Annotated in this window: 19 protein-coding genes and 1 tRNA gene; 12 read left to right on the forward strand and 8 right to left on the reverse strand. The window is 54.7% G+C overall.

All coding sequences use genetic code 11. The annotated features are described in order from the left end of the window. Position 1 precedes the first annotated feature (1 nt). The 4 genes from FCS96_RS09485 to FCS96_RS09500 all read right to left on the reverse strand — a co-directional run bounded on the left by FCS96_RS09485 (position 2) and on the right by FCS96_RS09500 (position 3173). A complete protein-coding gene (locus FCS96_RS09485; protein ID WP_138440111.1) occupies positions 2 to 871 on the reverse strand; it encodes a formate dehydrogenase accessory sulfurtransferase FdhD in 870 nt (289 codons plus the stop codon). Positions 872 to 957: 86 nt separating this feature from the next. Further along, positions 958 to 1755 (reverse strand): substrate-binding domain-containing protein, encoded by a 798-nt coding sequence (locus tag FCS96_RS09490; RefSeq protein ID WP_138440112.1) that lies wholly within the window; start codon positions 1753 to 1755, stop codon positions 958 to 960. Between the two features lie 19 nt (positions 1756 to 1774). Next, the gene (locus tag FCS96_RS09495) at positions 1775 to 2485 is read right to left on the reverse strand and encodes an ATP-binding cassette domain-containing protein (protein ID WP_138440113.1); all 711 of its coding nucleotides are present in this window, start codon (positions 2483 to 2485) and stop codon (positions 1775 to 1777) included. Continuing rightward, positions 2478 to 3173 carry an ABC transporter permease gene (locus FCS96_RS09500; RefSeq protein ID WP_138440114.1) on the reverse strand — a complete coding sequence of 232 codons (696 nt, stop codon included), beginning with the start codon at positions 3171 to 3173 and terminating at the stop codon, positions 2478 to 2480. The genes FCS96_RS09495 and FCS96_RS09500 overlap by 8 nt, the downstream gene beginning before the upstream one ends. 318 nt (positions 3174 to 3491) lie before the next feature. Here FCS96_RS09500 and FCS96_RS09505 point away from each other — a divergent pair, with 318 nt between their 5' ends. Together FCS96_RS09505 and FCS96_RS09510 are read left to right on the forward strand one after the other, a co-directional pair. Next, positions 3492 to 6956, forward strand: coding sequence for a PAS domain S-box protein (locus tag FCS96_RS09505; protein WP_212747064.1), 3465 nt, complete (start codon positions 3492 to 3494; stop codon positions 6954 to 6956). Positions 6957 to 7070: 114 nt separating this feature from the next. After that, on the forward strand, positions 7071 to 7463 hold the full coding sequence (locus tag FCS96_RS09510; protein ID WP_138440115.1) for a glutaredoxin family protein: 393 nt from the start codon (positions 7071 to 7073) through the stop codon (positions 7461 to 7463). 63 nt (positions 7464 to 7526) lie between these two features. On the opposite strand, the gene FCS96_RS09515 is transcribed toward FCS96_RS09510, so the two are convergent. After that, complete coding sequence (locus FCS96_RS09515) at positions 7527 to 8414, reverse strand: LysR family transcriptional regulator (RefSeq protein ID WP_138440116.1); 888 nt, start codon at positions 8412 to 8414, stop codon at positions 7527 to 7529. A 124-nt stretch (positions 8415 to 8538) separates the two neighbouring features. Here FCS96_RS09515 and FCS96_RS09520 point away from each other — a divergent pair, with 124 nt between their 5' ends. The 8 genes from FCS96_RS09520 to FCS96_RS09555 all read left to right on the forward strand — a co-directional run bounded on the left by FCS96_RS09520 (position 8539) and on the right by FCS96_RS09555 (position 17559). Continuing rightward, complete coding sequence (locus tag FCS96_RS09520) at positions 8539 to 9981, forward strand: aldehyde dehydrogenase family protein (RefSeq protein WP_138440117.1); 1443 nt, start codon at positions 8539 to 8541, stop codon at positions 9979 to 9981. A gap of 11 nt (positions 9982 to 9992) precedes the next feature. After that, the gene (locus tag FCS96_RS09525) at positions 9993 to 10994 is read left to right on the forward strand and encodes a dipeptidase (protein ID WP_171040718.1); all 1002 of its coding nucleotides are present in this window, start codon (positions 9993 to 9995) and stop codon (positions 10992 to 10994) included. 37 nt (positions 10995 to 11031) lie between these two features. Then, positions 11032 to 12651 carry a BCCT family transporter gene (locus tag FCS96_RS09530; RefSeq protein ID WP_138440118.1) on the forward strand — a complete coding sequence of 540 codons (1620 nt, stop codon included), beginning with the start codon at positions 11032 to 11034 and terminating at the stop codon, positions 12649 to 12651. A 3-nt stretch (positions 12652 to 12654) separates the two neighbouring features. Continuing rightward, positions 12655 to 14385, forward strand: coding sequence for a hypothetical protein (locus FCS96_RS09535; protein WP_138440119.1), 1731 nt, complete (start codon positions 12655 to 12657; stop codon positions 14383 to 14385). Next, positions 14382 to 15149 carry a DUF3726 domain-containing protein gene (locus FCS96_RS09540; protein WP_138440120.1) on the forward strand — a complete coding sequence of 256 codons (768 nt, stop codon included), beginning with the start codon at positions 14382 to 14384 and terminating at the stop codon, positions 15147 to 15149. The genes FCS96_RS09535 and FCS96_RS09540 overlap by 4 nt, the downstream gene beginning before the upstream one ends. A 13-nt stretch (positions 15150 to 15162) precedes the next feature. Then, positions 15163 to 15573: a RidA family protein gene (locus FCS96_RS09545; RefSeq protein ID WP_212747065.1), complete on the forward strand. Its 411-nt coding sequence runs from the start codon at positions 15163 to 15165 to the stop codon at positions 15571 to 15573. A gap of 328 nt (positions 15574 to 15901) precedes the next feature. Then, positions 15902 to 17188, forward strand: coding sequence for a PQQ-dependent sugar dehydrogenase (locus tag FCS96_RS09550; protein WP_138440121.1), 1287 nt, complete (start codon positions 15902 to 15904; stop codon positions 17186 to 17188). A 59-nt stretch (positions 17189 to 17247) separates the two neighbouring features. Continuing rightward, the gene (locus tag FCS96_RS09555) at positions 17248 to 17559 is read left to right on the forward strand and encodes a c-type cytochrome (RefSeq protein ID WP_212747066.1); all 312 of its coding nucleotides are present in this window, start codon (positions 17248 to 17250) and stop codon (positions 17557 to 17559) included. A 265-nt stretch (positions 17560 to 17824) separates the two neighbouring features. Here FCS96_RS09555 and FCS96_RS09560 read toward each other — a convergent pair whose 3' ends face one another. From FCS96_RS09560 to FCS96_RS09570, 3 genes are all read right to left on the reverse strand, one after another. Next, positions 17825 to 18208, reverse strand: coding sequence for a PAS domain-containing protein (locus FCS96_RS09560; protein ID WP_138440122.1), 384 nt, complete (start codon positions 18206 to 18208; stop codon positions 17825 to 17827). Positions 18209 to 18608: 400 nt separating this feature from the next. Further along, positions 18609 to 18691, reverse strand: a tRNA-Gln gene (locus tag FCS96_RS09565). Positions 18692 to 19161: 470 nt separating this feature from the next. Further along, positions 19162 to 20052, reverse strand: coding sequence for a LysR substrate-binding domain-containing protein (locus tag FCS96_RS09570; protein WP_138440123.1), 891 nt, complete (start codon positions 20050 to 20052; stop codon positions 19162 to 19164). A 113-nt stretch (positions 20053 to 20165) separates the two neighbouring features. Here FCS96_RS09570 and FCS96_RS09575 point away from each other — a divergent pair, with 113 nt between their 5' ends. Continuing rightward, positions 20166 to 21368, forward strand: coding sequence for a M20 aminoacylase family protein (locus tag FCS96_RS09575; RefSeq protein WP_138440124.1), 1203 nt, complete (start codon positions 20166 to 20168; stop codon positions 21366 to 21368). A 26-nt stretch (positions 21369 to 21394) separates the two neighbouring features. After that, on the forward strand, positions 21395 to 22435 hold the full coding sequence (locus FCS96_RS09580; RefSeq protein ID WP_138440125.1) for a TRAP transporter substrate-binding protein: 1041 nt from the start codon (positions 21395 to 21397) through the stop codon (positions 22433 to 22435). The last annotated feature ends 16 nt before the right edge of the window (positions 22436 to 22451 follow it).

The raw sequence follows: 22451 nt of genomic DNA on the forward strand, positions 1-22451 counted from the left end.
GTCAATCATGGGCTGCGCCTTTGCGCCGCATTTTTTTGTCCTCGTCCGGCACCTGCGACAAGTCCTGATCAAACACCAGGCGGTGTTGCCCACTGAGGCAGGTGAATTTCTTGCCGCGCATCCGGCCGATCAGCGTTAATCCTACTTGGCGGGCGATATCTACGCCCCAGGCGGTAAAACCCGACCGACTGATCAGCGTTGGAATGCCCATCAGGGCGGTCTTGATCACCATCTCGGAAGTCAGTCGGCCCGTGGTGTAGAGGACTTTATCGGCTGCCGAGATATTGTTCAGGTGCATCCAGCCCGCAATCTTATCGACCGCGTTGTGGCGCCCGACATCTTCCATGTAGGCCAGTACTCGCTGGCCCTGACACAGAGCGGTACCATGAATGGCACCGGTTTCCATGTACAGGCTGGGCGTGTGGTTAATCTGGTACGAGAGGTCGTAAAAGGTGCTGGTGTGTACTGGGGTGTCCGGCAGCAGCAAGCCATCAAGGCCTGCCATCATGTCACCAAACACTGTCCCCACTGCGCAGCCCGAGGTGCGGGTTTTCTTTTTAAGTTTTTCCTCGACATCGGTGACACCGGCGGTGCGGACGACAGCCACTTCCAGCTCTTCGTCAAAATCGATCCCGGTAACCTGGTCGGCTTCACGAAGCATCCCCTGATTCAAAAGGAATCCGAGTGCCAGGTATTCCGGGTAGTCGCCGATGGTCATGGCGGTGACGATTTCCTGGCTGTTCAGATAGATGGTCAGCGGGCGCTCTTCGATCACGCTGATCGATTTCGGTTGCCCGCTTTCATCAACGCCCTTAACGGGACGGGATAGCCTGGGGTCAGTCGGGTTGGGAAGCAGAGGTTTCGTCGTCATTGTTGTTATAGCCCGTACGGAGATTACTCAATTTGGCAGCTACGACTCTGAAATACGCTCGATCAACTCAGTCGTATCTGCCAAGCCTAATTAGCATTTGGGAAAAATAGCTGTTTACCATCAACCTGATAGGCAGCAATAGCGGCTTGTCCGGTGTCGGAAAGCAACCAGCGCGCAAAGGTCTCCGCCGCGTCCTGATTCACATTCGGACACTTCTTGGCACTCACGGGAATGACACCGTATTGGTTGAACAACGTCGGGTCTCCCTCAAAAGTTATGACCGCATCCTGCTTATTGGCAAAGGTGATCCAGGTGGCTCTGTCGGTCAACACGTAGGCGCTCAGGCCAACACCGGTATTCAGGGTGGCGCCCATGCCACTGCCGGTTTCAAGATACCATCGACCAGAGCCTTTGACAGGGTCAATGCCTGCCTCTTGCCACAAGGCGCGTTCTTTTTTGTGGGTTCCTGAGTCATCACCGCGTGAAGCAAATTTGGCACCGGCCTGACTGATCCGGCGCAGTGCGTCAATGACGTCACTGGCGCCGGCCACATTGGCAGGATCGGCTTGCGGCCCAACTATGACAAAGTCGTTGTACATCAGATCGTGGCGGTATTCGCCAAAGCCGTCAGCCACGAACTTCTCCTCGGCCGACTTGGCGTGGACCAGCAGCACGTCTCCATCACAGCGCATGGCATTCTTTATGGCCTGGCCAGTGCCTACCGCCACAACATTAACCTGAATGCCTGTGGCGCTTTTTACAATCGGTAGCAGGTAATCGTAAAGGCCACTGTTCTTCGTCGAGGTGGTTGACTGAACAATAATGGTGTCTGCGAAGGTATGGGAGCTTAGAGCCAACGCAGCACAAATAATCAGGTGTTTCATAATTATTCTCTATCATCTTCTAAAACGAGATTTCACCGGCCAGATAAGCTTGAGCCACCGGGGTTTGGGGCGCGGTAAAAAACTGCTCTGCCGGGCTCTGCTCGGCTACCTGCCCATTGGATATAAATACGACTTCATCGGCCATACGTCGAGCCTGACCTTGGTCGTGGCTGACTAGAATAACTTTGGTTCCTTGGGCGCTCTGCGCTTTAACCAACGATTCAATTAATAGGACCGATGCGGGATCCAGGCTGGCGGTCGCCTCATCCAGGAGCAGTAACGCCGGCCTACTCAACAGCGCTCGCGCCAGGGACAGCCGTTGCTGCTCTCCACCTGACAGCATGCGAGCCGGTTGGTGAGCTCTGTCAGCCAAGTTGACAGACTCCAATGCTCGCATCAAACATTGCGGGTCGGTTTTAGCGGTCTTGGGAGCAGCAAAGGCTAAATTCTGAAGCACGGTTCGGCGCAGTAATACCGGTTGCTGAAAGACCATGGCTTGTTGATCACTGCTGTCGGCAACACTCTGATGACCGAGTGTAATCCGCCCGAAATCCGGTTTGATCAGTCCGTGCAGACAACGAAGCAGTAGGCTCTTGCCTGCACCGTTTGGGCCCATGATCACAGTGATACCGGGGTGATCAATCATCAGGTTGACCCCTCCTAACAAGGCTCGATCGCCTTTGATCAGGCGCAGGTCGCAGATACTCAGGGGCAGGATTGATCTAGGCATATTGGCGCTTCGCTGCATATTCACGAACGCCAATCACCAGAGCGTTGACCAGCAAAGACAGTGCAAGTAACACGGCACCCAAAGCTAAGGCCAGGGTCAGGTTGCCCTTGGAGGTTTCCAGCGCGATGGCTGTGGTCATCACTCGGGTCAGATGATCAATATTGCCGCCGACGATAATGACTGCGCCAACCTCAGCAATAGCCCGGCCGAAGCCTGCCAGAATGCAGGTGGTCAGCGCATAGCGTGCATCCACCAGGTAGGCTGCCACCGCGCGGCGTCCAGTGACGCCCATTGAGTAAAAGGTATCGCTGTATTCCTGGTGCAGATGCTCAATTACCTGATTCGAAAGGGCCGCGATAATTGGGGTAATCAGCACAACTTGCGCGATGATCATGGCAGTGGGCGTGTACAGCAGCCCCAGCCAACCCAGTGGACCAGACCGAGAAAGCAGCAAATACACCATCAGCCCCACGACCACCGGGGGCATGCCCATGAGGGCGTTGAGCAAGAGAATGCAGAATTTCCGTCCCGGAAATTTGGTGATTGCCAGATAGGTTCCTAGTGGCAAACCGATGAACGCGGCGATGATCAACGCAACCAGGCTGACCTTGATGGATAGCCAAAGAATCTCGAATAAATCTGCGTCCAGAGAAATGATCAGTCGAAAGGCTTCAACCAAAGAGTCCATTTATAGGTGGAGTCCTGCATTAGTGAATCGACGATTGAACCTGCTTTATCCAAGATTCTCAAGGGGTGGAGAAGGATTCAACCCAGGCGAGAATGAAACTGGGACCAGACAACTCCCACAAGCCTGGCCAGCAAGCCCAAAAGCAACCTCGACCCATTGCGACGCAGGCGGATATGTTCAATGCTATGTTCTTTGCAATGGTTTTAAACCGAAAGCAGTTGAAATAGCGGAACCCTGATCCTAGCGGGTGGCAATACCGGCCAATGAGGGCGCGATTTTCTGGTTTAACAATAGAACAACAAGTACTGGGAATTCTTCATGGGCGTTTCAGAAATCTCTTTAATGAGCCTGCGTGGCAAAGTCGTTGCCACATTGGCACTCGCCCTTCTGGCACTGGGAGGGAATTATCTCAGTCTGCCACTGTTTTTCGGCATCAGCTTTATCTTCGGCTCCATCATGGTAATGCTGGCGGTGCGGTTTTTGGGCACACTGCCAGCCGTTCTCGTGGCCATCACCGGTGGTCTATACACCCTGGTGTTGTGGGGGCATCCCTATGCCCTGGTGACGTTCACCCTTGAAGCCGCGGCAGTCGGCTTGCTGTATCGACGAGGACTGCGAAATCTGGTGCTGGCTGACCTGGTGTTTTGGCTCGTACTGGGTGCCCCGCTGGTGCTCGTGTTTTATCGAGGGGCGATGGGCATGGAGTGGGAAGCCACAATCCTAATCACCCTGAAGCAACCGCTGAATGGCCTGTTCAATGCGTTGCTCGCCGGCCTCGTCATCCTGAGCGTGCAATTATACTGGCGTGCAGGCGACCGCCGTGTATTGGGCACTGCGACGCTGCCAAGCCTGCTGTTTCATGTGCTTTTGACGACCATTCTGGTTGCGGGTTCGGTGCCCATTATTATCCAGGGCGACAACCAAAGGGTGCAATTGGAAGCCTTCATGGCGGAACGATTGTCAGAACGTGCGAGCGATGTGGCGACACGTCTCAGGGTTGAACCACCGGAGCAATGGGGCGAACGCCTGATAACAGGACGGCAGATCGACGGCATGGGGGTCGCATTGCGCGGACCCAGTGGCGAGACACTCTTGCGCCAGGGGGAGGTCGCGAGTCTTTCGGAACGCCCAGGTCGCTTGCATTCGCTTGAAAATGGCCTATCCATCTGGCTGCCGGCGGGCGATATGCCCGCCATGCCCCGGTGGGAGCAGGGCCGTTACCAGATCAGTTTGCCTGTAGATGGCCAGGAAGGCGTGGCGGAAGTGGTGATGGAACAGTCGGCTACACCTCTTGTCCAGACCTTGGAACAGGGGAGCGTGAGTATGTTCACCTTCCTCGCGGGGCTACTGGCATTCGGTATCTTGATCGCCCGAATTCTGAGCCATCGGCTGACCCAGCCACTCAGCAAGCTGGAACGCATCAGCCGGGATCTGAGTACCCAGATTAGCCAAGGTATTAAGCCTCAACTGCCTGACAGCGCAATCGCCGAATATGATGGCCTTGGCAAGAGTTTGCGCGAGATGTCCGGATTGCTTGCTGGGCGCGTTCGAGAACTGCGCGATTTTAACGCGGCCTTGTTCAGCTCGGCGGGCGCGATTATGGCTGTTCTTGACCGAGAGGGAAGGATTGTCAGGTTTAATCAGGCTGCGGAAATCGCAACCGGCTACAGCGCTGAGGAGCTTGAAGGCAAGCTGGGCTGGGAGTACTTGGCGCCACCGGAAGACCGCGCGGCTGTCGAAGCCGTTTTCCAACGGCTGACGCCGGGCAGCGTTCCAGCCCGGCATGAAAGCCAATGGTTAATGCGTGATGGCACACGCCGTCTCTATGACTGGTCAAATGCGGAGTTGCTAGATGAGCTGGGTGAGGTCGAGTTTGTTGTGGCCATCGGTGTCGATATCACTGCGCGTAAACGAGCAGAAAGGGCATTGCGAGAGCAGGCGACCCACACCCAGACCATTCTCGATAACATGGTGGACGGTCTCTTCACCATCAATTCAGACGGCATTATCCAGTCAGCCAATCACGCGGCGACACGGATCTTCGGTTATGACGCCGAGGAGTTACTCGGGCACAACGTCAGCATGCTGATGCCGAGTCCACACCGAGAGGCTCACGACAGTTATCTGCGCAATTACCAGAGCACCGGCGTGGCACGAATTATTGGCACTGACCGTGAGGTTGAGGGCCAGCGCAAAGATGGCAGTCTGTTCCCCATGGAGCTGGCGGTTTCGGAGATCACCCAGCATGAGCAGCCCATGTACGTGGGCATGGTGCGAGACATCAGTGAACGCAAACGCATGGAGCGCATGAAAAGCGAATTTGTCTCCACGGTCAGTCACGAGCTACGCACACCTCTGACTTCCATCTCTGGTGCGCTGGGCCTGGTGGTCGGGGGTGGTTTGGGCGAATTGCCGGAACAGGTTCGGCAAATGATAAGCATTGCTCAGAATAATAGCTTGCGCCTAACTCACCTGATTAATGACCTGTTGGACATTGAAAAAATTTCCGCCGGGAAACTGCAGTTTGATATGAAGATGGAGCCGCTGATACCACTCATTGAGCAGGCATTGGAAAGTCACCGGACCTTCGGCGGCAAGCGCAACGTGGTGTTGTCTCTGGATTCTGAATCGAAAGATACCGATGTGCGGGTGGACAGCCAGCGACTGCAACAGGTGCTGGCCAACCTGCTGTCAAATGCCATCAAATTTTCGCCCGAGGGCGGTGCCGTCAATATCTCGGCGCAGCAGGTGGCGGGGCAGGTGCGTGTGACGGTAACCGACCAGGGACCTGGCATTCCTGAGGCATTCCAGTCCCGAATTTTCGAGAAATTCTCCCAGGCGGATTCATCCGATACGCGTCAGAAAGGCGGTACTGGCCTGGGTCTGGCGATTACGCGTGAGCTAGTGGAACACATGGGGGGGCGCGTCGGTTTTGATTCAGTCGAGGGGCAAGGAGCGACCTTCTGGTTTGAGCTGCCTCTGATCGACAAGAGCCGATTCGACCCAAATACGATGTCTGAGGACCCGGTGCAGTTGAGCGCACCACGAATTCTGGTGGTGGAAGACGAGCCAGATGTCGCTAAGGTGCTTGGTATGTTGTTCACCCGCAGTGGCTACCAGATTGATATCGCGCACACCGGGCAAAAAGCGCTGGAGGCGCTGGCGGAGAACCGCTACGACGCAGTAAGCCTGGACCTGATGTTACCGGACATCAGCGGGATGGATATCATTCGTCATCTGCGCCAGCAGCCTGAAACAGCGGATCTGCCGATTATGGTGCTATCCGCCAAGATGGAAGAAGGGCGCCTGGCCATCAACGGTGATTTCTCTGGTATCGAATGGCTAGCCAAGCCCATAGACGAGTGGCGATTGCTGGAATCTCTTGAGAGGCTGCTTGGCTCATCGGAACATTCCAAAGCGCGTGTTCTGCACGTGGAGGATGATTCAGATGTCCACCAGGTAATTCGTGCCATGGCGGGCAATCGATTCGATTTTGAGCTGGAAACTTCCGTACGTAGGGCTCGTGAACGGATTGCGCTTGAACGCTTCGACGTGATTGTTCTGGATATTGCTCTTCCGGATGGCTCTGGTTGGGATTTGCTGCCTGAAATACGCGCCCGGCAGCCTGAGGCGCGGGTGTTGGTTCTCTCTGGTACGGAATTGACAGCCGATGAGGCCCGCAAGGTCGAGTCGGTGTTGCTCAAGTCACAGGTTTCTCCCAGCGATCTGTTGGAGGCCCTGAACAAGCGTATTCATTATCGGTATGCAAAGCACCGTGCATGAAAAGTACGTGCCGGGGGCTTGTGATACCCTTACGCACCGCTGCCGAGCACGCATATCAAGCTTGAATGCCGATACCCGGCAGGCCACCACCAATTTGGAGCTCGAGTCTTACCCATGAGAGTTGTTATTCGTTATTTTTTTCGCTTCCTGCGCCTGGTGCTGACACCCTTCATGCTGCTCAGCGAAAAGCTCAGCACGCCGAAAAGCGTGACCCGCACCGCTGAAGAGCAGGCCGCCGCCGACGAGGCCAGCAAGGATCTCGCTCTTTACCAGTTCAGCGCCTGCCCGTTCTGCATCAAGGTACGCAAGGAAATCGCGCGGCTTGGCCTGAATATTGAAACCCGCAATGCCCAGCATGACCCGCAGCATCGTGCGGCGCTGGAGGCCGGTGGCGGCCGCATCAAGGTGCCCTGCCTGAAGATTCACCGGGAAGATGGCACTGAGCGCTGGCTGTACGAGTCTGACGAAATCAAGACATGGCTGCAGGAACGATTCGAGCCGGCCTGATCTGTCCTCCGGATGGCTCCGGTTGGGATTTGCTGCCTGAAATACGTGCCCGAACTGATTAATTTATGGAACAGGCATTCCCGCCAATCGTTCAATAATCATCTTTTCCAAGGCCTGGGCGGAGGGGGACAGTGAGCGGTTGGCCTGTTTGATAATGCCGATCTGGCGGACCAGTTTCGGTTCACTCAAAGGCACGAAACACAACCTGTCGTTATTCACCGGAAACGCGAGGCGGGGCAGTGTGGTGATGCCGCTGCCGGCTTCCAGCATGGCACGCAGGGAAATCATGTTGGAGATGAAGAAGTCGTTGTTATCGACCAGGCTGGCGGCCGCCGTGTGCTCAAGTAATCGGGATGTGCCGTTGGCAATAAAACGTTCTTCTGTTAGTTCCTGCCAATCAAGACTGTCACGATTTGCCAGGGGGTGATCCCGGCGCATCACCACGCCCACATTGTCTTCAAAAAGAGATGTGAAGGTAAGGCTCTCGTTCTGAACCCACATACTGCTTATACCGAGATCTACCTCACCACTCGCCACCAGCCGGCAGACAAACTCCGCATTTTCGTCATGCAGGTTGATGTTGATGTCCGGATGCTCGGCAACAAAGGCGGCCAGAAATTCTGGCATCAGCCGACTGGCAACCGACGGCACCGTCGCCAGAGTTACTCGCCCCTGATGCCCCTTGGCCATGTGCTGTAACTCATTGGCGAGCCGGTCGTGCTGTTTGATCAGTTCCCGGAACCTGGGCAGGCAGTACTCGCCGAAAGGCGTCAGTTGCCCCTTGTGAGTCTTTTCAAACAGCGGTTGCCCCAGCCGTTCTTCCAGATCTCGAATCGCCATGGACAGTGCCGGCTGGCTGCGATGAAGCTTAAGGGCAGCACCATGAAAACTACCTTCTTCACGCACGGCCAACACGTAGCGAAGTGGTTGAATCTTGAGTTCGATCGACATCCCGAGGCCCTTCAAACCTGACTACCCATAAAATATAAGATTAACTTATCAAAATCACGATATTTTTGATTATCCTTATTATTCTGAGGGGGTTAGGCTTGGGTAATCATTCGAGGAGGACCCAATGTCACAATCATACGCACTTTACATCGGTGGAGAGTGGGTTGAGGGCGCTCATGCTGCCCTGCCCAATCAGAACCCGTCAGACCTCAACGATATTATCGGCCATTATGACCAGGCCAGCCCTGATCAGGTAAAGCAGGCAATCCAGGCTGCCAGAGCCGGTCAGAAAGTGTGGGCCGAGTCCGGGCTGGAGGCACGTTACGGCGTGCTAATGGCCATTGGCGATGAGCTGATTGCCCGCAAGGATGAGCTGGGCGAACTGTTGTCGAGGGAGGAAGGCAAGCCCCTGGCTGAAGGCAAGGGAGAGGTCTATCGCTCTGGCCAGTTCTTCCACTACTACGCAGCGGAAGTGTTGCGTCAGATTGATGACCGGGTCGCGTCCGTACGTCCCGGTGTAGAAATTGAAACCCGGCGTGAACCCTTGGGGGTTGTAGGTGTGATCAGTCCCTGGAATTTCCCCATGGCCACTGCGGTGTGGAAGATTGCGCCGGCCCTGGCCTTTGGCAACGCAGTGGTGTTCAAACCTGCCAATCTGGTGCCCGCCAGCGCTTGGGCGTTAACCGAGATTATCAGCCGGCAGAACCTGCCGGCCGGTACCTTTAACCTGGTCACGGGCACTGGCCGTGACGCCGGCGAAACCCTGATAACCAGCCCCGATGTGCAGGCAATCACGTTCACCGGTTCTCTCGACGTCGGCCGTCGGGTGGCGTCAGCCACGGCCGCCAACCTGGTGAAATGTCAGCTTGAGATGGGTTCGAAGAATGCGCTGATCGTGCTCGACGACGCAGATATCGACCTGGCAGTTGAGGCTGCGTTCGCCGGTGCCTACTCAGGGTCAGGGCAGAAATGCACCGCGTCCTCCCGGTTGATCGTCATGGATGCTGTGCACGACGAGTTCGTTGAGAAGCTGTCGGCAAAACTGTCGAGCGCCACGGTCGGCCCGGCCCTGTCCGAACAAACGGTGATTGGCCCCATCGCCAGCAAACCCCAGCTTGACGCCAATCAACGCTGGGTTGGCGTTGCCCTTGAGGAAGGCGCGACCATGGCGTTCGGTGGTGACGAGATTAACGCCGGACGTGACGGTCACTACATGCAGCCGGTGCTGTTCACTGACACCACCAATGACATGGCCATCAACCGCGACGAAGTATTCGGGCCCGTGGCCTGTGTCATCCGCGTTCCGGATTATGACAGCGCTCTGGCCGCACTGAATGACACCAACTATGGCCTTACGGCGGGCCTCATGACCCGTTCCCTGCAGCGTGCCAGCGATTTCAAGGCCCGGGCCGAGACCGGCTGTGTGATGGTCAACCTGGCCACTGCCGGCACGGATTACCATGTACCGTTCGGTGGCCGTAAGGAGTCCAGTTTCGGCCCCCGCGAGCAGGGTCAGTACGCCCGGGAGTTCTACACCGTGGTGAAAACCTGTTACACCAAGGCCTGAGGGACACGTCCATGTCACAGTCTGTGTTAACCATTGATGGCCTGCAGTATTCCAACTGGTCGAGGGTCCTTTTCGAGCAGATGCGGAAGGGTGGTGTTGATGCTGTGCACGCCACTTTGGTGTATCACGAAAATTGCCGGGAGACCCTTCTGCGTTTTGGCGAATGGCAGCGACGCTTTGAAGAACATGCCGACCTGATCATGCCAGTACGCGAGGCCAGTGATATTGAGCTCGCTAGGGAGACCAACCGGGTCGGAATTTTCTTTGGTGCCCAGAACTGCTCGCCGATCGAGGACGATATCGATCTGGTGGCGATCATGCGCCGGCTGGGGCTGCTGATCATGCAGCTCACCTACAATAATCAGAGCCTGCTGGCCTGCGGCTGCTACGAGGCCGAGGACAGTGGCATCACCCGTTTTGGCAGGCAGGCGATCCGGGAGATGAACCGGGTCGGGATGCTGATCGATATGTCTCACAGCGCCGAGCGTTCCACGCTGGAGGCCATTGAGCTGTCGGAACGGCCGGTGATTATTTCCCACGCGAATCCGGCGAGCTTTCATCCGGCGAAACGCAACAAGTCCGATTCGGTGTTGCGAGCCATCGCCGAAAGCGGCGGCATTCTCGGCTTCTCAGTGTATCCGTTTCACTTGAAGAACGGCCCGGACTGCACGCTGGACGATTTCTGCGGCATGGTTGCCGATACCGCCGAGTTGATGGGCATTGACCACATCGGGATGGGCACGGATCTTTGCCAGGCTCAGCCCGAATCAGTGTTGACCTGGATGCGAAACGGGCGTTGGACCAAGGCCATGGACTACGGCGAGGGCAGTAAGGCAAACGCCGGCTGGCCTGCACCGCTGCCCTGGTTCAGCGACAACCGGCACTTCCCGAATATTATTGAAGGGCTGCGCCAGAAGGGCTTTAACTCTGGAGAGATCGAGAAAATCATGGGCCGGAACTGGCTCAGGCAATTGACCGAGGGCACGCGACCAGTCGCAGACGGCGCGTTCTGAGCACACACTGTTCCAAAAACAACAACAGGTGATCGTCATGACAAACTCAGCCAGCTCCGTGGCTATCCAGGACACCGGTGTAAAGCGCTTCGGCGACCCGATTGTCCTGGCTTTCAGTGTAGGTTTTATCCTGCTTTTTCTAGGCTTTTCGCTCTACGACATTGAGTGGACGGCCGGGCTGATCGGCACGGGCTTCGCGTGGACGGCCAAGTACCTTGGCTCCTATTTCCAGCTTCTGCTGCTGCTAACCTTCCTTATCGGTATGGGTGTGGCAATCTCGCCAGCAGCCGGCGCCAAGATAGGGAACACGGATACGCCTGACCTGAGCACGTTCAAATGGCTATCCATCATTATGTGCACCCTGCTTGCAGGCGGAGGCGTTTTCTTCGCGGCCGGTGAGCCGGTGTATCATTTTGTGGTTACACCGCCGGTGTTTGATACCGAGGCTGGCACAGCAGAGGCAGTTGCCCCAGCCCTCGCTCAATCCTTTATGCACTGGGGCTTTTTGGCCTGGGCGATCCTCGGAACCCTGTCTGCCATCGTTCTGGCTCACGCCCATTACGTCAAGGGCCAACCACTGCAACCACGGACACTGCTTTACCCTGTATTTGGTGACCGTGTGATGACAGGATGGTTTGGCGCCTGTGTCGATGCGGCGTGCGTTATCGCCGTCGTGGCGGGAACGGTCGGGCCCATCGGATTTCTCGCCACTCAGGTCAGTTTTGGCCTGCATGATCTGTTTGGGTTTTCTGAAGGGTACGGTACCCAGTTGATTATCCTTGCGGTACTCGCCGGGGTTTACGTGACGTCAGCAATGACCGGCATTCATCGGGGTATCCAGTTGTTGAGCCGCTTCAACGTATTCCTTGCTCTGGCGATCGCAGCTGTGATCTTCGTATTCGGCCCGACGTTGTTCCTGACAAACGCCTACACTCAGGGGTTCGGGGAATACGTCACTTCGTTCTTCACGATGGCAACGGTAACTGCCGGCACGGCCGAAGGCTGGTGGATGCAGTGGTGGACGGTGTTCTTCTTTGCCTGGTTCCTCGGATACGGTCCCCTGATGGCCATTTTCGTCGCTCGTATTTCCCGCGGGCGTACCATTCGCCAGATGATACTGGCGGTCGGCGTGATGGCGCCGATTGCGACGACTATCTGGTTCACCCTGCTCGGTGGTTCCGGTATTTTTTTCCAGCTCACCGGGGTAATTGATCTTGCCGAGGCACTCAACAGTTTCAAGTTTGATGTCGCCACACTGACCATTGCCAAAGCCCTGCCAGGGGGCTCGATGATGGCGCTGGCGATCCTGGTGCTGACCACCATTTTCGTGGCCACCACGGGCGATTCAATGAGTTATGCCATCGCCGTTGTCAGTGTCGGCCACGACGAGCCGGAGCCGATTGTGCGGGCTTTCTGGGGTGTGGCCATGGCGCTGATGGCGGCAGTGCTTCTATACATGGGAGCAGGGCAGATCAGCGCGCTTCAGCAGTTCATTGTTATCACCGCGATACCGGTTTCATTGATCCTGTTGCCCTCGCTGTATATTGGCCCAAAATCGGCCTATGCCATGGCCCGGGAGCAAGGCATCGTGCCGCCAAAAGGCGAAGTCGCATTGGTCGGCAAGACGACCGGTTCTGCACAGAGCCCAAGAGGTTGAAGCATGGTAACCCAGTTGGACGTTAAGCCCGAGTTTCACCTCCGTCCCGCCGACCAGGTCATGAACCTGGTTCGGCTCGGAAGCCTGCACGCCAGTCGCCTGAGTTTCTCGCGAAGTCTGGTTCGCCAGATGGCGCGTGAGGACTGGACGGTAACCAGGGTCCGTTTTGATCTTGATTCTGAGGGTCACGGGGTCGCCATTTATCGCCTTAGTACGCCGAATCACACCTATCACGGGGTGGTATTCTCCCAGTATCTGGACCCGGAGCGTCGCTCCGACCGGGTGATTGCCGAAGCCTGGGACGTCACCTTCTCGCTGGTTGAAGGGGAGGTAGAAGACAGTCTGTTGGAACAGATGGCGGCCAACGTGCCTTTGCAGGAGGCCGGCCGTCAACACCCAAGGCTGCTGGTGCTTTCGCGGGCCAACAAGAGTCTCAGGAACTTCGGTCACTTCGTTGAGGCGTTGGCGTCCGGGCGTCAGCCGGATCCTGCCTGGTTAACCCGGGTCGGCTACCTTTACCGTACCACCGCCGTTTACGGTAATGGCAAATTTGGCATTGCCGATTATGCCCGCCTGCAAAAAAATCCGGATTTCAATCGCCCCTTCTCAGCGCAGATGTTTGCGGTTTATCTGTTGCGCCACTTTTCGGTTCAGCAGGTCGAGCATCTTGCTCAACACCACTCACCGGAGCGCGCAGTTGCCCTGCACCCGGAGTTGCAACGTTACCTCGGGATCGGTAATTCCACGGGCCTCGGCATGGCCCCCTTTCTGATCAACCACCCGCAGTTGATCCAGCAATGGGTGTATTGCCGTGAAAGGGCATTGGCTTATGCCCGTGAACACTTGCCCGATGAGGCCAGTCGTCAAGAGCTTCTGATGCTGCTGAGGCGAGCGCATCGACACTTCCTGGAAACGGTAACAGAGGACGCTGAGCAGACTCGGCGCAATGAGGCCACGGTCGTCTCAATTGCAGCGGTTATTGAATGGCTGGAAAAGACACCGGCCACGCCCGATCTCTGGAACGATTTGGTGGCTTGGGCCGACGGGCAATGCTCTCTGGAGGCGCAGGAGCTGATTAATACCCTGCTGATTGAGCTGTATCCGGACCTGATCGATGCCGTGGAGAACGAGCTTGGATGTGAGGAAATACTGGAGTTGCAGCCGGAAATGCGGGCGGAAACCCTGAAGCAGGAAATCGAAACCCGGTTTGCCTGGGCGCTGGAATATGACCCCAAGAATCCGGACCACCAGTACTGGTTCTGGTATCGGTCGGTGGAAAAGGAAGAGCCGAGGCTGGGCGTGCGTTCTGCGGAATCCGGTGCCGACAAAGAGCTGCCTTTGGCAATCGGGCCCCGGATCTATCGCACTTACCAGCTGCTGGATGCTTTTCTTGATCGTGCGCCCCGAGGCTCAGTGGTGGAATACCTGATGGCGCATCCGCGGCAGAAGGAATGCGTCCGACGTATCCAGACTATGGCCGCCACGCCCTACGGTGAAATTCAGGCCAACCTCTGGCACAGGGAGATGAAACCCATGCATCTGCTGCGCACCAAGTTGTCGTTCTTCGGTGCCAGTCGGTTCGATCCCAAATCGGACCGCTGGGTTCGGGTAACCCTGTTTCAGGGAGCGCCCCTGTTTTGCGAACTCTTCAGCCATCATGGCGCCGACAAGGCGCGCCTGCGAGAGCTGGACGACTGGAGCTTTCCAGTCGAGCCGGATGTGGAAGCACTATGAAAGTCTCATTTAATGAACTTCAAGGCATCGGTCGCAAGGCCTTTATCGGTATCGGCTTTGCCGAGGGTGATGCAATCGATGCCGCCGAAATGGTGGCCTGGATGGAAGCCCACGGCCTTGGCGGCGTCGGGGCGCTGAAAAAAGGCCTGAAGTTTCTGCTGACCGAGGATCAGGCCGAATCGCCAACCCTGATCTATCAGGACGCCGATTTCAGCGTGTTGGACGCCCATAACCACAGCGTTCTGGGGAACGCCAGCCTCGCCGTGGAATTGGGCTACGCCCGGGCCAGATCAAGAGGCTTGTCGGTCACCAAGATTCGTCACTGCCACAACCGCATACTGATCATTGGTTACCTTTCCCGGCTGGCTCGACGAGGTATGAACGTTACGGCGTTCTGGCGTAATGCTCACGACCCACTGACGGAACTCGTGGTCGGGTTCAAGGCTGGCCACCCGGTGCCCGAGATCTGCCTATACAGTCTGGACGATGCGCCGGATGATACTGAGAAGAACGACGGCATCACCCTGATCATGGCCAATCATGTTGATTTACTGCCAAGCCTGCGCTCGCAGTACACCCTGACCAATCTTATGCGCCAGACCGAGGAAGACCTGGAAAGAGAGCGAGACCGGGCATTGGTAGAGGGCATGGATGTGGATGAGGAGCTTTGGCACAACCTTAAATCCCTGGCCGACCGGTTACTGGTTGAGGCAACCGATGCCTCTCGAAGCGGCGCCGGCGCAGGCACCAGCGACAACGACTGACTAGGAATCAACGATGACCGGACAAACCATGATCACACCGATCGCAACTGAATTGCCACGCTCAAAAGCCCCTCTTGAATGGGCGGTCAGTGCCAATGGCATCCTCTTTACCGCCCAGATTCCGATCGACGCCAGTGGCCAGGTCGTTGCCGGTGGAATCGAGACCCAGGCCCGGCAAACCATGGAAAACCTCAAACATACCCTGGAGTGTGCTGGAGGCGGCATGGCCAGCCTCACCCAGGCGCTGATTTATGTGACCGAACGGGAAGACCTTGGCACTGTAAATCGGGTATATGCGGAATATGTCAGCGTGCCTTATCCCAACCGGGCGGCGATTATTGTTTCGGGCTTTGCTCGGGCGGAGATGCTGATAGAAATTGTGGCGTACGCCGCCGTCAATGAGAGGGGAGGACAGGTGCAGTAAGTAAGGCGCCTTTATGTCGGGTGCGCGCTTCTTGAGTCAAAGCAGGGAAGCGCAAGACCAGTCGGCAATTCGGATTTTTGACGACCCCACCAACTAGTTAGATCTTGCCAGAATCGACCGCCGCCAAGCTTGCACTGGTGGAATATGGCCCGCCCGAGAGGATTCGAACCTCTGACCTCTGACCTCTGACCTCTGACCTCTGACCTCTGACCTCTGACCTCTGCCTCCGGAGTGGCACGGGTCAGGCTTGACTATTTTTTGACCAGGCCTAATCTGTTTACGTGGTGTTTTCCAAAAACACAAAAACAACACGGATGGTTCAACAATCATGAAAAAATCCTCATACATACGTTATGTGGGTGTCGTGACCGCCTCGTCTGTACTGTTGAGTTTGCCGATGAGCTTGCAGGCCCAGCCGCCCCAAATCAGCCAAACTGTGTTCATGGATGGCCTCGAAAATCCCTGGGACATGGCCTTCCTGTCTGATGGAACCATGTTTTTTACTGAAAAATGTAAAGGCCTCTCGGTCCGACTCCCGGATGGCACGGTCAATAATCTGCTTGGCATGGGAGGCACCGACGGCTATTCCATGACAGCCGACGATCTGTTTTGTAAAGGACAAGCGGGCATGAATGGTGTGGCTCTCGATCCGAACTTCGACAGCAGCAGGACTGTCTTTGTTTATTCAGCATCCCGCATGGGCGACGACCCTGCGACGAACCGCGTGTTACGACTGACTGTCAGCGATGATTTTTCCAGTGTTTCGAACCGTACAGACATCGTTGAGAACATTCCGTATAAGCAGGCTCCCACAGATCACCCCTTCGGTGACGCCGGAGCTCATAATGGAGGACGCATCCGCTTTAATCCGGGTGATGGTTTCCTCTACGTGACCACGGGCGACAATCACAACAGCAGCCTGCCGCAATTCGGAGACAATCTTGGCTCCAAGGTTTTGCGCATTGACCGTGACGGGAAGGCAGCCCCGATGAACGCTGACGCGTTACCTGATGGATTCGATGCTCGCACCTTCACCTACGGCCACCGCAACGTTCAGGGCATTTCATTTCATCCGCAAACTCATCAGCCAATTATCGCCGAACATGGCCCATGGCATACCGATGAAGTAAATGCCCTGGTGCCTGGTGGTAACAGTGGATGGGACCCCCGGCCTAACATGGCAGGACGTGGCGATTGTCCTGACAACTACTGCGGCTATGAGCCAAACCAGAACGAAGGCATGGACCCTGAAGAAAGAAGGAAATATATGCCTATGACCGATTATGAAACCTACCCGGATGCCATGAGGCCACTGTGGACCAATAACAATTATTCTCAGGGCATCAGCAGTACGGCTTTCCTGGAGGGTGAACAGTGGGGTGACTGGAACGGTCGCCTGGTTGTTAGTTTCCTTGGAATTGGCTTCGGTGACACGCCGGTGGGCCAGCGTATTAACGTCATCGACCTGATGCCATGGGGGCCAACAATCATGCATAACACAGAGATGCCTCTGCCAGCCGGCCCGGCCCGTTTCCGTGGCTTGGTGATGGGGCCGGATGGTTCTCTTTATACGGCGGTTGATGAGGGTCAGATTCATCGGTTTACCGCAGAGTAAACGGCCGACCGCACTGCCATGGGGCAGTGCGGTTTCTACCAGACATGTGAGGACAACCTGTGGTACGTATTGTGATGTGTGCGATAACCTTCGCTTTGCTTTCCACTCACCTGCAGGCGGCAGATCAGGAAGCGGGCAAAAATCTGTATTTGAATAATTGTGCCCAGTGTCACGGCCCCACGGCCAAAGGTATGGCCAGTTTTCCATCCCTTGCAGGTCGTGATGCGAGTTACCTTAAATCTCGTCTCGAAACCTACCGCGCCGGTGAGCGGGTGGGAGCTAACTCTGGGCTGATGATTCCGAATGCGCGAAATTTGAGTGATGAAGATATAACCAACCTTTCAGGTTTCATCTCCCAGAACTTTAAATAGGCAACTCGATATGGGGTTAGGGTGTGTGTCGAGGGTGTTCGCATCACATCGAAATGCTCTTGAACAAAACGGTGCCGCCTCCCGGCCGTTTGCACGCAGGCCTTTGAAATAATGGCCCGCCCGAGAGGATTTGAATTTCCGACCTCAAGTTTCGAGCGAATCATGACCGGGCCTGCAGCCTCACACACCGGTTCGGACGGTGAGCGAGTGGTGGCGCAACGTTAATGATGCAATGTCGCCCTCTGCTCGGACGCATTTATAAGCCCTAACCGACAGCTCTCTGGACTGCCACATAATGCGTGACTTCGTCGCCATCCATCACCGGAGCGATTTTCCATTCGATGATAAAAGTGGAGCCGTCCTTGCGGTAATTAATGGTGTCGCCGTGAAAGGTCCGATTATTCTTCAAATCCTCAGCCAAACGCTCTTTTACTCCTCTCTCGGTTTTCGGTCCCTGAAGCAATCCTGGTGTTTTTCCGATTACTTCATCCGCAGAATAGCCGGTCAGATTGCTGAAGGCCGGGTTTACATAGACGATCACAGAGTTTGTATGATCGGAAGAGGCTTTTGTCACCATGATCGATTCAAAAGCCAAGCCAGCGACGGCTTGAAAAAGTGGGGATTGAAGCACGTCTTTAGAATCGTTCATACATATCCCTTTGCGTTAAAAATGGTTTTGTTTGATCACGTACTACCACTTTACGAACCGCACCTGTCACTGTATCAGTTCGGGAGCAAACCAAACCTGACCAACTGGACTTCCCCCACTAAGCGTGACACACCCCAGTTTCAAACGGAGGCCATTTCATCGGGATAGATCGCTCAACCCGAATGTCAGCTTTGCGACCAGAGGTTTCGATAGCAAGGTGATTTTAGGTTCTTAGATAACGCGGAGTGGCAGCGCCATAGAGATGGTGAAGTGGAATCCGTGCGAGGGTCCCGTTACTGGATGGTAATGCAGCGGCCTAAAGTGACTGGGCACCAGCAAGGCACCATTTGGGGCAGGCAAACAAAAAAGGCCTGTGTTTTCACGCAAGCCTTTGAAATAATGGCCCGCCCGAGAGGATTCGAACCTCTGACCTCTGCCTCCAGAGGGCACTATACCAAGGTGTTTTAACGAGGGGTAATTCGGTGTAATTTGAGGCAGTTCAAGCGGTTAGGTTTCAATTCCGGAAAGCTGGAAAACCCTTTTAATACCGATGCTTACACGATCTAGGCTGAATCTGGGCACAGAGCTGTCTGGTTATGATTGTCGCAAAACTACCAAAATGACCGCTGCCCTGTGGTCTTCATCTCATACGTTACTCGTCTTGACCACCCTAAACAACTTTCTGAATTTTGTCCGGTTATAGCTGTCCTGAATTGGAAATAGTCTAGGCGTTTTGGGCTTGCGTCCTTCATGTCTTGTGCGCGTGTCGCTTGTATTGCCAACTCGATTAGTTGGCTATTTAGCTAAGGGAGCAGACCAAATCGCAGTTCGGTTGTGACATTCTGCACCTTATTGCTCTGGGATGGTCGATTCCAGCGAAACATCAATAAGTTCGTGCTGAAGCTTTTTCAGGAGGTGTTGCAGTAATGAAATACACCGTTTGTCCAGGTAGGTCATGAAGCCGCTTGGCGGAAAAAAAGGGTTTCGAGGAACTGTGCGGCGGGAGTTATTGGAACGCCTCGTACGCGCACAATCCCCAAGCTTATTTGAGGAGGTACAGGTTCCATATCAAAAGTATCGAGACCCGCCGAGGCCAGACTATCTTTCAATACCAGCGACGGCCCAAAACCGATGAGATCTGTTCGGCGCATCATTTCCAGCATTAATAATGTTGACGAGCATTTTACTAGGCGCTCCGGCCTCGGTAATCCTTGCTGATCCAGCCAGCTTAAAAGGTAGCTGGCGCTGCTACCCGGGGTAAGATTCAAGATCCAGCGCCCGTTAGCCAACGTTGTCCAGTCAGTCTGACCTGAGAGTGGGTGTCCTTTCCGTCCTGCCACACAACAATCAATATCGAACAAGGGATTGAATACCAACTCCTGGGGAAGTTCTTCTTGTGTCGCGATTGCAACTCCAAAATCCAAACGACCTTCCAGTAATTCGGGCACGATCCCGGTAAGTAGACCTTCAGATAAGGTCAATTCAGCGTCAGGCATTGTCTGAACGAATTGACGATAAATCAGCGGAAGCAGTGTCGTCGCGATGACTGGAGTGACTCCAATAGTCACTTTTGCACCACTGCCTCCCGTGATTTGGCGTACCTCATCTTTTGCGCGATTGATCGTTTCTAAAATCAATCGTGCTCGTTTAAGCACAGCATGACCGGCTGGAGTGAAGGTTACCCCTCTGTAGCTCCGCATGATCAATTCTGCACCAATATCTTCTTCGAGCTCTCGCATTGCTCTCGTGAGGGCGCTTTGACTGAGGTTCATTTGTCGCGCTGCGGCACGAATGGAGCCCGTCTCAGCAATCTTTACCAATGCGTTTATTTGTGAGTTCTTCATAGTGGTGACCAAAAAATGTGTTCATCAAATCGATATTGATGCCTTATGTGATTCACTGAAAGGTTATACGGTAAATCCACTAAAGACAAAAAGCCTCTAGGAGAAGTCACTGAATGTCGCGTCACCCCGTCGATCTCAAAGCCATGAAGGAATGGCGCCATCGAATCCATGAATATCCAGAGCTAGGTTTTGAAGAGTATTCGACCAGCAAACTGGTTGAAGAACGTTTGCGCGATTGGGGCTATGAGGTGCACACCGGTATGGCTGAGACTGCCGTTGTGGGCACTTTGGTTTTCGGTTCTGGAACAGGTCCGAAGTTGGGGCTGCGCGCTGACATGGATGCGCTTCCGATAAACGAGGAAACAGGTCTGCCCTGGCAAAGCAAACAAGAGGGAAAAATGCATGCCTGTGGTCACGACGGCCACACAGCGATTTTGCTTGGTGCTGCTGAATCATTGTCTCGATTACATGCAGAGAATGAGCACCTAAACGGAAAAATCCATCTGATTTTCCAGCCTGCAGAGGAAGTGGGTGGTAACGGTGGGGCTCAGGTCATGATTGATCAGGAGTTGTTTCACTCGTTCCCTTGCGACGCGATATTTGCACTCCATAACTACCCCGGCTTGCCAGTTGGTCACTGTGCTTTTCGAAGCGGTCCCTTTATGTGTTCTTCGGACAAGGTCCAGATTGTCTTTAAAGGCAAGGGCGGTCATGGGGGACTCCCGCAATTAGCGGTAGATCCGACTCAGCCGCTCGCTGCTACGGTAATGGGCCTTCAAAGCTTGGTATCGCGAAACATTGATCCTCTGGAAACCGGGGTCGTCAGTGTTGGTCGAATGAGTGCTGGGAAGTTATACAACATAATCCCCGAAGAAGGATTTCTTGAACTCAGTGTTCGTGCCCTGCAGCCCAACGTACGGGAAACTCTAAGAAGACGCATTGTTGAGCTCGTTGAGAGTACTGCAGCGGCCTACGGGTGCACGGCAAGTATAAATTATGAAAACGGTTATCCCGTCCTAATTAACAGCGAAAATGAATCCAAAATCATTGAGGTCGCAGCGCAGGAGGTTTTCGGAGTTGAAAACGTCAACACTGACTACTGTCCCTTAACGGGAAGTGAAGACTTTGCCTATATGCTGCAGCAGCGTCCTGGATGCTATGTGCTTATTGGCAATGGCGATAATGGGTTCCAGTCGGGTAACCGGGTCGGACCCTGTAGCGTTCATAATCCCCATTATGACTTTAATGATGAAGCGTTGATCGGAGGTGCTCAGCTTTGGGTAAACCTTGCGACTCGCTACCTCTCAAGCTCATGAAATAAATCCAAAAACGAGGTGAGACAATGTTCAAAAACAAGAAAATTAAATCTCTATCAGTAAGAATTTGCGCAGGCCTTTTGATGTCCGGCGTGTCGTTGGCGGCCAAAGCAACCACACTGACAATGTCTAACTGGGTACCTCCTACCCATTTCGTTACAACCGATATCTTGCAGGTTTGGGCCGACAAAGTTGATGTCGCCACTGACGGTCGCGTCAAAGTAAGAATGCTTCCCAAACCGATTGGCAGCCCGGCTCAGCATTGGGAGTTGGCTCGAAAGGGCGTTGTGGACATCACATGGGGTAACTTTACGTACGAGCCTGACCGCTTCAAGGTCATGTGGTTCGCCGAAATGCCCTTTAACGGTGAAAGTGCTGAAGCAACTTCCGTCGCGCTCTGGGACACTTATCAAAAATACTTTAAAGACAACGCCGCCTTTTCGGGCGTTCAAGTACTTGGCGTTGGATCTTTGGGGCCAGGGGTCATCAATCATTCCAGTAAAGATATTGTCAGCCTTGAAGACCTGGCTAATCAGAAAGTCCGTATGGGTGGCCCAATCCAGAAGCGCTTGCTTGAAGAGCTTGGAGCCATTCCAGTCGCTGCGCCCGCAACTAAAGCCTATGAGCTCCTTGAAGGAAGGGTATTGGATGCGTCCCTCCACACACTGGAATCGGTCGTGAATTTCCGGTTGACGGAACAACTGTCACACCACACAGAAATTCCGGGTGGTTTTTACGATGCAACCTTTTTCCTGGCGATCAATAAACGAAAGTGGAAGAAGCTCTCCGAAGAAGACCGGAATGCAATTATGTCCGTCTCTGGGGAGGTGTTTTCAAGCTTATGGGGTAAGGAATTTCAACGGCAGATTGACCAAGCGGAATTAGAGTTGCAGGCCGCTGGTCACAGCTTCAATACACCATCGAGCGCATTGCTGGAGAAAATTGCCGAGATTCGGGAACGGATGATCGAAGACTGGGCTTCAGAGGGCGATGCTTTCGGGGTTTCGAAACCGCTCGAAATCGTCGAGTTCCACCAAAATCGCTATCAAGAATTATCGGGTAGGTGATCATGTTCCGGCAATG

The sequence above is a fragment of the Marinobacter alexandrii genome (assembly GCF_005871205.1).
Taxonomy (GTDB): domain Bacteria; phylum Pseudomonadota; class Gammaproteobacteria; order Pseudomonadales; family Oleiphilaceae; genus Marinobacter; species Marinobacter alexandrii.